The organism is Mucilaginibacter sp. 3215 (assembly GCF_050433785.1).
In the GTDB taxonomy this organism is placed as follows: Bacteria; Bacteroidota; Bacteroidia; order Sphingobacteriales; family Sphingobacteriaceae; genus Mucilaginibacter.
Genome location: NZ_JBNPWO010000034.1, coordinates 1 through 14,554, shown reverse-complemented (window position 1 = coordinate 14,554; position 14,554 = coordinate 1). Strand labels below are relative to the sequence as shown.

Annotated in this window: 12 protein-coding genes; 6 read left to right on the top strand and 6 right to left on the bottom strand. The window is 44.6% G+C overall.

What is annotated here, in order from left to right:
• Positions 1–185 precede the first annotated feature (185 nt).
• The 4 genes from ABIC84_RS27420 to ABIC84_RS27405 form a co-directional block, all read right to left on the bottom strand.
• A complete protein-coding gene (locus ABIC84_RS27420; protein WP_429265629.1) occupies positions 186–956 on the bottom strand; it encodes a TerC family protein in 771 nt (256 codons plus the stop codon).
• A gap of 84 nt (positions 957–1,040) precedes the next feature.
• Positions 1,041–2,876 (bottom strand): glutamine--fructose-6-phosphate transaminase (isomerizing), encoded by a 1,836-nt coding sequence (gene glmS / locus ABIC84_RS27415; protein ID WP_429265628.1) that lies wholly within the window; start codon positions 2,874–2,876, stop codon positions 1,041–1,043.
• Between the two features lie 190 nt (positions 2,877–3,066).
• The gene (locus ABIC84_RS27410) at positions 3,067–4,419 is read right to left on the bottom strand and encodes a DUF4270 domain-containing protein (protein WP_429265627.1); all 1,353 of its coding nucleotides are present in this window, start codon (positions 4,417–4,419) and stop codon (positions 3,067–3,069) included.
• Positions 4,420–4,485: 66 nt separating this feature from the next.
• A complete protein-coding gene (locus tag ABIC84_RS27405) occupies positions 4,486–5,310 on the bottom strand; it encodes a glycogen/starch synthase (RefSeq protein WP_176628769.1) in 825 nt (274 codons plus the stop codon).
• 126 nt (positions 5,311–5,436) lie between these two features.
• On the opposite strand from ABIC84_RS27405, the gene panC reads away from it, so the two are divergent.
• The 3 genes from panC (at position 5,437) to ABIC84_RS27390 (ending at position 7,792) form a co-directional block, all read left to right on the top strand.
• Positions 5,437–6,294: a pantoate--beta-alanine ligase gene (gene panC / locus ABIC84_RS27400; protein WP_255485466.1), complete on the top strand. Its 858-nt coding sequence runs from the start codon at positions 5,437–5,439 to the stop codon at positions 6,292–6,294.
• A 150-nt stretch (positions 6,295–6,444) separates the two neighbouring features.
• Entirely contained in the window at positions 6,445–6,795 is a 351-nt protein-coding gene (gene panD, locus ABIC84_RS27395; protein WP_090534618.1) for an aspartate 1-decarboxylase, read from the top strand.
• Between the two features lie 25 nt (positions 6,796–6,820).
• Positions 6,821–7,792, top strand: coding sequence for a TonB family protein (locus tag ABIC84_RS27390; RefSeq protein ID WP_429265626.1), 972 nt, complete (start codon positions 6,821–6,823; stop codon positions 7,790–7,792).
• Between the two features lie 2 nt (positions 7,793–7,794).
• Here ABIC84_RS27390 and ABIC84_RS27385 read toward each other — a convergent pair whose 3' ends face one another.
• Positions 7,795–8,322 carry a hypothetical protein gene (locus ABIC84_RS27385; RefSeq protein ID WP_426582557.1) on the bottom strand — a complete coding sequence of 176 codons (528 nt, stop codon included), beginning with the start codon at positions 8,320–8,322 and terminating at the stop codon, positions 7,795–7,797.
• A gap of 329 nt (positions 8,323–8,651) precedes the next feature.
• Here ABIC84_RS27385 and carB point away from each other — a divergent pair, with 329 nt between their 5' ends.
• Positions 8,652–11,468 carry a carbamoyl-phosphate synthase large subunit gene (gene carB, locus ABIC84_RS27380; protein ID WP_354486949.1) on the top strand — a complete coding sequence of 939 codons (2,817 nt, stop codon included), beginning with the start codon at positions 8,652–8,654 and terminating at the stop codon, positions 11,466–11,468.
• Positions 11,469–11,567: 99 nt separating this feature from the next.
• A complete protein-coding gene (locus tag ABIC84_RS27375) occupies positions 11,568–12,215 on the top strand; it encodes a hypothetical protein (RefSeq protein ID WP_426582553.1) in 648 nt (215 codons plus the stop codon).
• A gap of 23 nt (positions 12,216–12,238) precedes the next feature.
• Here the strand turns inward: ABIC84_RS27375 and ABIC84_RS27370 are convergent, their stop codons facing one another.
• Positions 12,239–12,703: a DUF4920 domain-containing protein gene (locus ABIC84_RS27370; protein ID WP_426582551.1), complete on the bottom strand. Its 465-nt coding sequence runs from the start codon at positions 12,701–12,703 to the stop codon at positions 12,239–12,241.
• 223 nt (positions 12,704–12,926) lie between these two features.
• Between ABIC84_RS27370 and ABIC84_RS27365 the strand changes: the two genes are divergently transcribed.
• Entirely contained in the window at positions 12,927–14,297 is a 1,371-nt protein-coding gene (locus ABIC84_RS27365; protein ID WP_426582549.1) for an NHL repeat-containing protein, read from the top strand.
• The last annotated feature ends 257 nt before the right edge of the window (positions 14,298–14,554 follow it).

Here is a 14,554-nt window from a genome sequence, read left to right as displayed (position 1 = left end):
ACTCGCCTTTGAATTAAATAGGGAACTTGTACCTGCTTAAATTATTATGTCATGGGTAGGTTCTCGAAGCATGGTGGGCAGGCCTCTGCGCGCGAGTCTTCGACGGGCTCAGACTGACAGGCCCCTTTTGTCATTTCTCCTTCAGAGGTAACCGGATTTAAATACTCACATTGAGATGTTTTTTATTATCCTTTCTTCACCACCTTCTTTCCCTTATTCGCTTTCATTTTTAAATTCAGCATCTCTACCAAAACAGAGAACGCCATGGCGAAATAGATGTAGCCTTTAGGGATATGCTGTTCAAAAGCTTCGGCCAAAAGCGAAACGCCAATCAGCAGCAGGAATGACAGGGCCAGCATTTTTACAGTAGGGTGCTTGTTTACAAATGATGCTACCCCGTTTGATGCCCACATCATAATACCTACGGCTATAACAACGGCCAGGATCATGATTTCTACATGGCTGGCCATCCCTACCGCGGTGATCACCGAATCGAGCGAGAAGACGATGTCCAGCAGCATGATCTGGATGATTGTGCCCCAGAACGAATGCTTTTTTACTGCGCCTTCGTTTTCTTCTTCACCTTCAATTTTATGGTGGATCTCGGCAGTACTTTTATAGATCAGGAACAGGCCGCCGATGATCAGGATCAGGTCGCGGCCGGAGATAGCCAATTTTTCAACCCATTCCGGGCTGGTAATACTCAAAACCGAACTTAGGTTAAACAAGGAGGCGGTAAGCGTCATTACCCAGCTAATGGATAATAGCAGCAGGATACGGGTGATCATGGCCATGCCCAAACCAATCCGCCTGCCCTTGCTTTGCTGGGCGGCAGGCAATTTATCAGACAGGATGGAAATAAATATCACGTTATCGATCCCTAAAACGATCTCCAAAAGCGTAAGTGTGATCAGGGAAATCCAGGACTCGGCCTGGGTAAACATTTCAAAACTCATAGGTAGCAGGTATTTGTTTCTTCCCAAAAATAACAAAACCCCTGCCGTTACTGGCAGGGGTTGGTAAAAATCTGATTTTATTCCTTATTCAACAGTAACCGACTTGGCCAGGTTACGGGGCTGATCAACGTTACAGCCGCGCATTACAGCTATGTGATAAGCCAGTAACTGCAGCGGGATGGTTGCAACTAATGGTACAAACGCCTCATTGGTTTGCGGGATCTCTATCACATAATCGGCCATGCCTTTTACTTCGGTATCGCCTTCGGATACAATGGCAATGACGTGGCCTTTGCGGGCTTTTACTTCCTGTATATTACTGATCACCTTTTCGTACGATGAATGTTTAGTGGCGATGAACACTACAGGCATTTCGTCGTCAATTAAAGCGATAGGGCCATGTTTCATCTCGGCGGCGGGATAACCTTCGGCATGGATGTAGGAGATCTCCTTGAGCTTTAAAGCGCCTTCCAGGGCTACAGGGAATGAACTGCCCCTGCCCAGGAACAGGCAATTGGTCGAATCTTTAAACCGGGCTGCAATTTGCCGGATATGTTCGTTTGATTTGAGGGCCTCCTGTACCAGGTTAGGGATCTCGTTTAAGCCGGTTAAATATTCAACCATTTTGCTTTGGGTAATTTTACCCCGCTGCTGGGCTATGTAAAAAGCTATCAGCGTTAACACGCTTACCTGGGCGGTGAACGCTTTGGTGGATGCTACGCCAATTTCGGGCCCGGCATGAGTATAAACGCCCGCATGCGTTAAACGCGGGATAGATGCGCCGACCACATTACAAATGCCGAAAATGGTAGCGCCTTTTTCCTTAGCCAGTTCAATGGCGGCCATGGTATCTGCTGTTTCGCCAGATTGGGAAATGGCTATCACCAGGTCTTTTTCGGTAATGATTGGGTTGCGGTACCTGAACTCGGAGGCATATTCAACTTCTACCGGCACGCGCGCGTATTCTTCAATCAAATATTCGCCTACCAAACCTGCGTGCCATGAGGTGCCGCAGGCTACGATAATGATCCTGTCGACGTTTTTGAGCTTCTCGGTGTATTCTTTTATACCACCCAACTGAACTTTGCCCTGCTGAGGGTAAATACGGCCTCTCAGGCAATCGCGGATGGAACGGGGCTGCTCATAGATCTCCTTCATCATGAAATGATCGTAGCCGCCTTTCTCCAGCATTTCCAGCTTTAAGTCCAGTTCCTGGATATAGGGAGTTTGTACCGAATTGTCTATGTTTTTTACCAGCAGGTTTTCACGGTGTACATAGGCAATTTCGTTATCATTCAGATAGATCACATTTTTAGTGTACTCCACAATTGGTGTAGCGTCTGAAGCTATGAAGTATTCGCCTTTGCCTACGCCAATTACCATTGGGCTGCCTTTACGGGCTGCAATAAGCAGATCAGGCTCATCGGCACTCATGATAACGATGGCATATGCGCCTATTACTTTGTTTAATGCCACGCGCACGGCGTCTTTCAAATCAAGACCGGTTGCTTTTTGGATATCCTCAATCAAGTGTATTAAAACCTCGGTATCCGTATCGCTTTTAAAAACATGGCCTTTTGCAGCAAGGGTTTCCTTGATCACGCCATAGTTTTCAATAATACCGTTGTGGATAATGGTAAGCCTCCTGTCGCCCGATGAATGAGGGTGCGAATTACGGTCGCTCGGTTCGCCGTGGGTGGCCCAGCGGGTATGGCCCATTCCAATTGTCCCCTTCATGTCAACCCCCTTCACAAAATTTTCAAGGTCCTCAACCTTGCCGGCCTTTTTATAAACTTTAAGGTCATGATCAAGCAGGGCGACACCGGCACTGTCATAGCCCCGGTATTCGAGCCTGTGAAGCCCTTTTATAACGATGGGATAAGCATCCCTGAATCCTATATAACCAACAATTCCGCACATAAAATAATCAAGTATAAATGTTAAACGCCGCAAAATAAACAGCTATATAACACATATCTGCAATAATTATTTTGATTTTTTTCGAAAATGAGGAAGTTTTAAAATACTTAAAAAAGTATTTTAAGAAGTGTATTTGTCTTAAACAAAAAAATCCCCTAAGCGGGGATTCTTTTGTTTATTGAGAGATATCTTACTTGCGAACCTTGGTATAAATGATGTTCATGCGGATGCTGTAACCCGGGGTTGACTTATCACTCCCTACTATCACCGTACGGGCTGCCGTTTGTGTTGACGGTGCCACGTCAATACCTGTTGTGGTGTTAATAAGTGTAGTATCAACCGGGGCAATGTAGGTACCGTAATCAACTGTTTTTTTACGGATCAGGTCTTGAACAAAAGCCGTAACCAGGAAGTGGTATTCTTTTTTGGTACGGTCATACCTGCCGCCAAATAAACTTGTTTGCGAACGCGGGTCACTTGCCGAGGCATCCTGTATCAGTGCCCGTTGTTTGGCTATATCCAGCTTGTACATGGTAAGCTTAGGTAAAGGCGCATAAGGTACACCTGAACCGGCACGTGGTGTTATTACAATTTCGGCACGGTTTAATACTATCGATGAGTCAACAAGCTTGTCAAGGCCCGGGAAACTAAGCTTAGCCCTTAAGCCTGCAAGCCCCTGGAGGTAAACCGTATTTTGCGATGTTGTTGTATTATTCAGTGCTGCCTGGATAGTAGTACTGTAGGTATGCGTAATTTCGGCAGCACGGTTAAAGAACGGCAGGGTTACCGATGCAGTATCAATAGTACTGCTTGTAGTACTGGTAGCAGCAGTAACAACTTTATAAAATACATCAATTTGCGATGAGGCCAGATTAAGCTGGATAATACCGCCCGCATCGCTGGCCTGTGTCTTGTCTAATGAAAGGTAAAGGCCTTTTATGGTACTTTGAAAAGTTGTTGGTGATGCAAGTACAGCACCGCTTGCATTAAACAGGTTGTTATAGATAAAGGCTTTACTAAGCGGCACACGTAACTGAGGTGCTACGCGCTGAACGGTATCTAATGTGTCGGTACGGATGCGGGCTATGGTGATACTATCGTGCGTACGGGCTGTGAAGGTCTTAGAGCCAAGCAAAGTGCCCAGATCGGCATCCCAGTGGTTATTACTGTAGTAGGTTTTGCTTTCTACCTTTTGTTGAAGCTGATACACGTTTATTTTATAGCGTGAAGCCAGCGAATCGCCATAAAAACCGTCAGAATATCTAAGCACAAGTACAGCCGAGTCAATTGTCAGAGTGCCTGCAGGAACAGTGTAAGCGGCGCCATTAGGCAGGTTAACACCTAAAGCAACAATACTTTTTGTTGTGCCGAATACAGGATCGGTAAAGTTGGCAAGTGGTGTCCGGGTTTGACCCGAGGTAGCCACAGTATCATCAACAACAGTGTTAATAACGATGTTAGTATCAACTATCAGGTTGCCATTGATCTCGTTTTGATCATTGACGCCCAAACCAATACCATCCTGGCGTTTACAACTGTTCAAAATAAAAAGACTTATTAACAGGGTCAATAAGTCTAATCGGAAAAATTTCATATATAATATTAAGTCTTATGCAACATCCACCAATTCGTCGTTGGTAATTTCGTCGTAAAAATTGTAATAATTTTCGAAATCTGCGGTAGAATCAAATTCTAAAACCGATTTATTGCTGTTTTTAACATTATTTAACACATCTGCATCAATATCAGGGCTGCCCAAAACGATACCGTCTGAGTAGTGGATTGCACCGGCATACAAGGCCGAATTGGTGCCGCCTTTGTACGGCTCCACATGCTGCTCGTTCATATTGCTCATGATGGCTTTTGTAGCAAAATCATTGTGCAATTGCTCTTTAAAATCATTTTCATAAATAGAGTAAATGATTTTTGAGTGCTTAAATGTAGGATCGTCTTTGTAGGTTGTTTTCAGATAAGCAGGCACAAGCGCGCTCATCCAACCGTGGCAATGGATCACATCCGGTGCCCAGCCTAATTTCTTAACAGTTTCCAATGCACCTTTGCAAAAGAAAATCATACGCTCGTCATTGTCGGCATAAAACTTACCATCTTTGTCTGCAAATACATGCTTGCGCTGAAAATATTCTTCATTATCCAAAAAATACACCTGCATACGCGCCGCCGGGATAGATGCTACTTTGATGATCAGCGGGTTATCATTATCGTCGATAATAATATTCATACCCGACAACCTGATCACTTCATGAAGCCTGTTCCTGCGCTCATTGATATTGCCGAAACGCGGCATAAGGATACGGATCTCGTAACCTTTCTCCTGCATGGCCTGCGGAAGTTGGCGTGTTATTTCAGCAATTTTTGTGAGTTCAAGGAAAGGGGACATTTCATGAGTTATAAACAAAAGCTTAGATTTACCCATCACTAAATCAGTATTTAAAATGTAAAGAAGTCAAAAAATTTGAGTTTGCAAATATAACTATTATTATATAAACTGCCAACGAATTATGCAAGTAACTTTTGGTTATTTTTAATCAATTGTACACCTTTGCCAAATTTTGTAACACCTATTACGTTGAAAATATTCAGCACTAAAAATGAGATAACCGATTATTTTAACCGTAAGCCGGTAAAAGTAATTGGCTTTGTACCAACCATGGGCGCATTGCATAAAGGGCACCTGGGTTTAATTGAACTGGCAAAGCAGCAAAGCACGCAGGTTGTTTGCAGCATTTTTGTAAACCCCACCCAGTTTAACGACCCTAAGGACCTTGAAAAATACCCCCGCCCTATTACTGACGATATCCGCCGCCTTGAGGAAGTTAACTGCGATATTTTGTTTAATCCGCAGGTTACCGAGATGTATGCTGATAATGAAAAATGGCATTTTGACATGGGCGATTTGGAATACCTGCTGGAAGGAAAATTCAGGCCCGGGCATTATCAGGGAGTTACTCAGGTAGTAAATAAGCTGTTCAATATTGTGAAGCCCGATATCGCTTTTTTTGGGCAGAAGGATTATCAGCAGTTTATGGTGATTAGTAAAATGGTTGAGGTGCTGGAGATGCCCGTTAAGCTGGTGATGTGCCCGATTGAGCGTGAGCCCGATGGCCTGGCCATGAGCTCAAGGAATATCCACCTGACCCCGTATGACAGGGAACACTCGCTCATTCTCTCCAAAGCACTTAACTGGGTTAAGGAAAACTTCGATATCAACAAAATTGACACCCTGCAGCAGCAGGCAGCCCAAATGATCAGCAACGAACCCGGCGTTGAGCTGGAGTATTTTGAAATAGCCGATGGCAAAACACTGCATCATGCCACCCCAGCATCCGAAACTATTGTTGCCCTTGTTGCAGCACGCGTAGGTAAAACAAGATTGATTGATAATGTGTTGATTGGGTAGCGTGTGGTTCATAGATCATGGTTCATGGTTTTTAGCAAAATTGCTGGTAGTGGGTTGGTTTAGAATAACCATAAACTATTTACAATCAGCTAACAATTACTATGAACTATCAACTATGAACCATGAACTAAATATTCCTAACTTTGCGCCATGATAATTGAAATATTAAAGTCCAAAATTCACCGGGTTAAGGTAACGCAGGCCGAGTTGAACTATGTGGGCAGTATCACTATTGATGAAGACCTGATTGAGGCTGCAAATATCATCCCCAACGAAAAGGTTCAGATAGTGAACAATAATAACGGCGCCCGCTTTGAAACCTATGTTATCAAAGGCGAACGCGGAACAGGCACTGTATGCCTTAACGGCGCTACCGCCCGCCTGGCACAGGTTGGCGATATCGTGATCATTATGTCATACGCCTACATGGAGGTTGAAGAAGCCCGCAATTATGAGCCAATTTTGATATTTCCCGATTCAGATAATAAATTGATTAAGTAAATTAGCGGCGCCTAAGCCGCAATTTATGAAACCGCTTTTTACAATCACCCTTTTTCTTCTTATTGCAACCGGGGCCTATGCCCAGCGCCAAAACGTTTACTTTATAAAAAATAACGGTAAGTATGTTGGTATACGTGATAGTGCCGACTATATCCGTGTGGTGCGTGAGCCAGACTCGGCTTCAACGCTATATAATGTTTTTGAATTTTATCCCAGCGGTTCTCAAAAACTCATCGGAAAATCTGTAAAGATCGATCCGCCGCAATTTGAAGGGCAATGTGTTACTTACTATGCTAATGGCAAAAGGCAATCCATTATCAGTTATAAAAACGGAGTAAAGGCAGGTGAGGATATGGAATTTTATCCTAATGGCAGGTTATACGCGCAGTTGTCGTATCCCGAAGATAATAAAGACCGTACAGCCGATAGGTCTGGCAATTACCTCATTATAGCCAATAAAGATTCATTGGGAAACGACCAGGTTTCTGAAGGTAATGGCTACTTTAAAGGTTACGATAACAAATTTGGTTATGTTGAAGAAGAAGGCCCTGTAAAAGGCGGTAAACGCGATGGACAGTGGAAAGGTGATTTTCAAGACTTCAAAACTACTTTTACCGAAATTTATGATAACGGGGTGTTGATATCAGGCATAGCTACAACTAAAGAGGGAAAAGTTAATACTTACCTGAAATCTCGTGGGGTACCTCCGCAATTTAAAGGCGGACTTGAGCGGTTCGGCAGGTTTTTATCAAATAATATCAAATATCCCGATGATGCCCTGCGTAAGGGTATTGAAGGTACTGTGGTACTTTCTTTCGTTGTGGAAAAGGATGGAACATTAACAGATATTAAAGTGAGTAAATCTGTTGCTCCCATTATTGATGATGAAGCTGTGCGGGTGCTCAATAACTCGCCAAAATGGGTTCCGGGAACACAATTTGGCGTTCCGGTTAAAGTTAGATACAGCGTTCCGGTTTCTTTTGCGATAGGCAGGTAAGCTTAATTAGCCGGGTACGATCCAATTCCTAATGATACTTTCAGGCTGGCATCAGTTGCCGTAGCTTTACGCAGGCGGTAAACCATCCGGATGCGCACGCTTGGCTGGCGCACCAGTTCGTCTAAAAAGTGTGAGTTGTCAATGTCAAGTACTATGCTGTTGCCGGCGTTGGGTTGGATATCTTTACGTATGGCCACCATTACCTCTTCACTGCCATCGTTTTTGGCCATGTAAACCCTTAATGACGCTATATTGCCAATGTTATAATCTGACGGATCGCTCGACTGCAGTTTGGCTGATATGATGCGCACCTCGCTTATCCTGCTGGCATTGTTGCCATCTTTAGTAAAATCCTGGTCAAAGCTATTGCCCGTGCTTACTGCGGTTTGAGGTTCATCAACTTTGGCCGACGCCGGGATAACCATAGTAGCGGTATACGGGAATGTTGATTTAACAACTGATTGCAGCATAGCACAGCTGCCCCAAAATAAAATAGCCGCAAGCAACGGAAAAACAGACTTCTTTATCATAGTCCTTAAATATAACGTATTTGCGCCCTGGCGCAATTACAGGTTCAATTGGAAATTACAGGCCGGGCTGTAAGTAAATATAGTGAGATTTTACGGAAATAGTAAGCCTATTGTTTTAAGAAAATGTGCTCCGAAACTTAAAAAAGGCCCGGTGTTATGGCGACAATATTAAATCTGAAAAAAAACATGAATGGTGTTTGTTAAAACTCTATCTTTGCACCCCGACGCTGAAGTCGGGATTTCTTGGCTTTCAGCGCATAGGAAAAACCGTTTAAAGGCTTAACAGCCTTTGACTTTTGACTTAGAACTTTTGACTTAAAAAAAGCCCTATGCCCAAAGACACCTCCATCAAATCCGTTCTGATCATTGGCTCCGGCCCAATCATTATCGGCCAGGCTTGCGAATTTGATTATTCCGGCTCACAAGCCGCTCTCTCGTTAAAAGAAGAAGGCATCTCCGTTTCTATTATTAACAGCAATCCGGCAACTATCATGACGGATAAAGTTATCAGCGATCATGTTTACCTTCTGCCGCTCACCTGCGAAAGCATTGAGAAAATTTTAACCGAACAGCAGATAGACGCTGTGCTGCCTACCATGGGCGGTCAAACCGCGTTGAACCTTTGTATCGAAGCGTCTGAACGCGGCATTTGGGAAAAATATGGCGTTAAAGTTATCGGTGTAGATATTGCCGCCATTGAAAAAACCGAAAACCGTGAGGCTTTCCGCCAGCTGATGGTTGACATCGGCGTAGGGGTTGCCAAATCAAAAATCGCCAACTCTTTCCTTGAAGGTAAAGAAGGCGCGCAGGAAATTGGCTTCCCGCTGGTTATTCGCCCAAGCTACACACTGGGTGGTAAAGGTGCAGGTTTTGTTCACAGAAAGGAAGATTTTGATGCCGCCCTTAACCGTGGCTTACAGGCTTCACCAACCCACGAGGTATTGGTTGAGCAGGCTGTGTTAGGCTGGAAAGAATACGAATTGGAGTTGCTGCGCGATAGCAACGATAACGTAATCATTATCTGCTCTATCGAGAACTTTGATCCGATGGGTATCCACACCGGCGACTCGATCACTGTAGCCCCGGCCATGACCCTGAGCGACCGCTGCTACCAGGAAATGCGTAACCAGGCTATCAAAATGATGCGCGCCATCGGTAACTTTGCCGGCGGTTGTAACGTGCAGTTTTCGGTAAACCCTGCAGATGAAGCGATCATCGCTATCGAGATCAACCCACGTGTGTCACGCTCTTCAGCCCTTGCATCAAAAGCTACCGGTTATCCAATTGCTAAAATTGCTGCCAAGCTGGCCATAGGTTATAATCTTGATGAAATTGAAAACCAGATCACCAAAACAACCTCGGCTTATTTTGAGCCTACTTTGGATTATGTGATCGTTAAAATACCTCGCTGGAACTTTGATAAATTCAAAGGCGCTAATAAAGAACTTGGCCTGCAGATGAAATCGGTAGGTGAGGTGATGGGCATTGGCCGCAGCTTTACAGAAGCCTTGCAGAAAGCCTGCCAAAGCCTCGAGATCGGTCGTGCCGGTTTAGGTGCCGATGGCCGCCAGAGCCGTAACCTCGAAGAGATCATGGCCAGCCTTGAGCACCCGAGCTGGGACAGGTTGTTCCACATCTATGATGCCCTGAGCCTTGGTGTGCCAATCGAATCGGTACGTAAAGTAACCAAGATCGACCGCTGGTTCCTGAACCAGATCCAGGAGCTGGTTAACCTGGAAACAGAGCTTCGCCGTTATTCATTGAACAACGTTCCTGAGGAGTTTCTGTATACGCTAAAACAAAAAGGTTTCTCTGATGTGCAGATAGCACACATTTTAGGTAACGTAACCGAGGAAGATGTTTACCAGCGCCGCAAAGCCCTGGGCATGCACCGCGTTTACAAAATGGTTGATACCTGCGCTGCCGAGTTCCCTGCTAAAACTCCATACTACTATTCGAGCTACGAAGGCGAAAATGAGTCGGTAGCATCTGACAGGAAAAAGATCATTGTATTAGGCTCAGGCCCTAACCGTATAGGCCAGGGTATCGAGTTCGACTACAGTTGTGTTCACGGTTTACTTGCTGCTAAAGAAGCAGGCTTTGAAGCCATCATGGTTAACTGTAACCCTGAAACAGTATCAACCGACTTTAACATGGCCGATAAGCTGTACTTTGAGCCGGTTTACTGGGAGCATGTACGCGAGATCATCGAGCTTGAAAAACCTTATGGGGTAATTGTTCAGCTGGGTGGCCAAACTGCGCTTAAAATGGCCGAGAAAATGCACGAGCACGGCATCCGGATCATTGGTACATCATTCAATGATATGGATATTGCCGAAGACCGCGGCCGTTTCTCCGACCTGCTGAAAGATCTTGACATCCCATACCCTAAATACGGTGTAGCCGAAAGTGCGGAAGAAGCGCTTGAAGTTGCCCACAAGGTTGGTTACCCGGTACTTGTACGCCCAAGCTACGTATTAGGCGGCCAGGGTATGAGCATTGTGATCAATGACGAAGACCTGGAGAAAGCTGTGGTAAGCCTGCTGCGCAACCTGCCGGGCAACCGCGTGCTGATCGACCACTTCCTTGACCGTGCCGCCGAGGCCGAATCTGACTCGATCAGCGATGGTGAGGATGTACACATTGTTGGGATCATGGAACACATTGAGCCTGCGGGGATCCATTCGGGCGATTCATTCGCTGTATTGCCTCCGTTTGATCTGTCGGACAATGTAATCCACCAGATAGAAGAATATACCAAAAAGATAGCTAAAGCGCTTAACGTACGCGGTTTGCTTAACATACAATTCGCGGTTAAGGATGATAAGGTGTATGTGATTGAGGCCAACCCGCGTGCTTCACGTACCGTGCCTTTCATCGCCAAAGCTTATGATGTGCCATACATCAACATAGCCACAAAAGTTATGCTTGAGGCCAATAAGCTGAGCGACTTTACCATCGAACGCAAGCTTTGGGGTTATGCCATCAAAGAACCGGTGTTCTCGTTTGATAAGTTCCCTGAAGTTACCAAGGAGCTTGGACCTGAAATGAAATCAACAGGTGAGGCTATCCGCTTTATCCCTAACCTGCAGGACCCATACTTCAGACACCTGTACAAAGAGAAATCGATGTATTTGAGTAAATAATTAAAACATTAAATTGCAGCCTTTGTAGTTTAATTGCTAATAACGTGAACCTGCAACCCTAATTGCAGGTTCACTATTGTTGTATTTAGTTGCTATAGATTGAAAGTTAATACGGCTAATGGTCAGGAAATCAACCTGAAGAGTGTTGATCCTGAAGATATGGATGGTGTTTTAATGAAAATTGAAAAATCATTTAACATCAGTTTAAACGATACATCGGTAAACGATGTGCAAAACTTTGGTAAACTTTGCGACGTTGTTGTTGAAAAAGTAAAAAAAACAAATGATGGCTGTACTACACAGCAGGCGTTTTACAAACTCCGTAATGCCATCAATGCATCGTCGGGGTATGATAAGGATATCATAAAGCCCCAAACCAAACTCGCTGATCTTTTTCCGCGCGATAGCCGTATTGAGGCTGTGGCCGCCATTGAAGAAGAAATGGGTTTCCAGATCCGTTTGCTTCAGCCGAAGCAGTGGATAATTAACCTGTTTTCCATGGTATTGGTGGTTAGCTTTGTTTTGGCCTTTTATTACCTGGCCATAGGTATTGCCGGTATGGTAATAGCCGGGATAGGTTTAAGGCTGGCCGGACGTTTTGGCAAAGAGATGCATGTGAAAACTATCGGCGACCTGGCCGAAAAAATTGCCCGTGAACATTATATGAAATGCAAACGCGAAGCATCTGCAGTAAACAAAAACGAGGTTTCTGAAAAGTTAAGGCGGCTCATTGTAACAAACGGGTAGGTATTTATCCCGCTTGAATAGCTTTATTTATCTACCATTAATCCTTTTACTTCAAAGCTGACCTTTCGGCCGGGGTTGGCATTTACCTTATGCTGTTTTTTGCCGCTAACCGTATCGCCGGCCATATGCTGCAGGTCATCGGCAATAAATTGTTTAGCTGCTATTCCCGAAATGATTACCGTACGGCCCGCCAATTGCCTGGGGAGGTTTATCCCTGCATTGGTAAAATGGGCTGTTATAACCCGGTTGTTACCCGCATCCATTTCAAACCAGCCACCTTTTTCTTTGGTTACTTTAATAACCCTGCCGCTAACGGCCGTAGTGATCCGCGTTTTTTTTTCCATAAAAGCTTCCAGTTTAGAGGCGGGCATTAAGGCTATTGTGTCGGGCTTTTCGCCAAATATCATTCCGTGGGGCAGCGGCACGTGTTTTTGTGCAATAACTGTATTGGCTATCAAAATGGATATGAACAGCGTTATGAGTTTCATAGTAAATTAATAACAGGCATACACCAAAAATGTTGCCGGGATTTGATGGTTTTGCCCCCGTATAAAAACAGTTAATCGTTTTTATTTGCGTTTGCAGGGCGGCGGAGCCTTTTGGTAAGTAATAAGTATGTTAATATTTGTTAAAATGTTACTTTAAAGTAATTTGCTACGTATTGATAAGTTAATTTTGCTTACTTACTACATATAACTTTTAAACTAACTCGTGAAAAAAAGCTTTACCAAAACAATTTTATTTGCCGCGTTTTTATTTGCCGTTGCTTTGGCCGGCACAAGCTGTGGTAAAAAAGGAAACGTTACGCCTGTAACCGTGCCTGATTTAACCACAATGGATGTGGTTACTACCGAAAGTGGAACCATAGCCTATACAGGCGGTTTATTTAATGGATCGACTGACGTAAGCCTGAGCAGCTACGGTATTTGTTACAGCGCCACCAATCAAACTCCTACTACTGCCGATAAGAAAACCACCGATACGGTAATTCTGTACGCTTATACTACAAAACTTACCGGTTTAAGCCCTAAAACAACTTATTATGCACGCGCATATGCTGTAAACAGCGCGGGTACTGGCTACGGTAAAGTGGTACAGTTTACCACCGGCGATGGTACAACATCCACTGGTGGCACAGTTAGCACATTGGCGGGTAATACCGCGGCCGACTTTGTTGACGGTTTGGGCGGCGCCGCTCTTTTTAACAGCCCGCAGGGGATAGCTGTAGGTACCGACGGCAATATTTATGTAGCCGATTCATTTAACAGTGCTATACGCAAGGTTACAACGGCAGGAGATGTTACTACACTTTCGGGCAATGGTAGCATTGGCTATGTTGACGGCCCCATAGCCGCCGCGCAGTTTTATGCTCCGCAAAGTTTGGTTACTGATGCAACGGGCAATATTTATGTAGCCGATTACGGCAATAATAATATCCGCAAAATTACCCCGGCCGGTGTGGTAAGCACTTTTGCAGGCAGCGGCGATGCCGGATATGCCGATGGAACAGGTACCAAAGCAACGTTTAACAGTCCGCGCGGGTTAGCAATTGATGGCTCCGGAAATATTTTTGTGGCCGATCTGGGCAATAACCTGATCCGCAAAATAACCCCGGCTGGTGTTGTTACCACATTTGCAGGCAGCAGGGGGGCAAGTTACCTGGATAATGCAACCGCAACCAGCGCTACTTTCAATAAGCCCAACGGCATAGCTATTGATGCCAATAATAATATATATGTAGCCGAAACGCTTAATCATGCCATTCGTAAAATAACCCCGGCGGGTGTTGTTACTACTTTTGTTGGCGGTAATAAACGGACCGGAGTTGTTGGCAACCCGTCGGCCATTGCGTTTGATAAAAGCTGGAATCTCTTCATAGCCGATCAGAATGGCAGGATCCTGGAGATTACCAAGGATAAAGTATTAAAAGTAATTGCCGGTAACGGAACAAGCAGTTTTGCGGAAGGTGTTGGCACTGCAGGGATCTTTAACTCGCCGCAGGGTATTGCAGTTGATGCCGGCAACAATGTTTACGTAGCCGACTATTATAACAACCGTATCCGTAAGATTGTGCTGCAATAAGATTTAATTGTTTAGATATTTTTTCAGCGCCATGGCATTTTATGTTATGGCGCTGTTTTTTGAAGGGGTATTCAGGAAGTAGCAAGCTTTATTTTTACCATAGGACGGTTTCGTCCTTACCATGACTTAAAATACGGTAAGTTACCCATGACAACTTAAAAAGGTAACGGGCTTCATTAGTATTTGACTTACATCGTCGCGCTCTTGGCCGCGCGGGGCCAGTTACTTTTGTCGCCACAAAAGTAACCAAAAAGGCT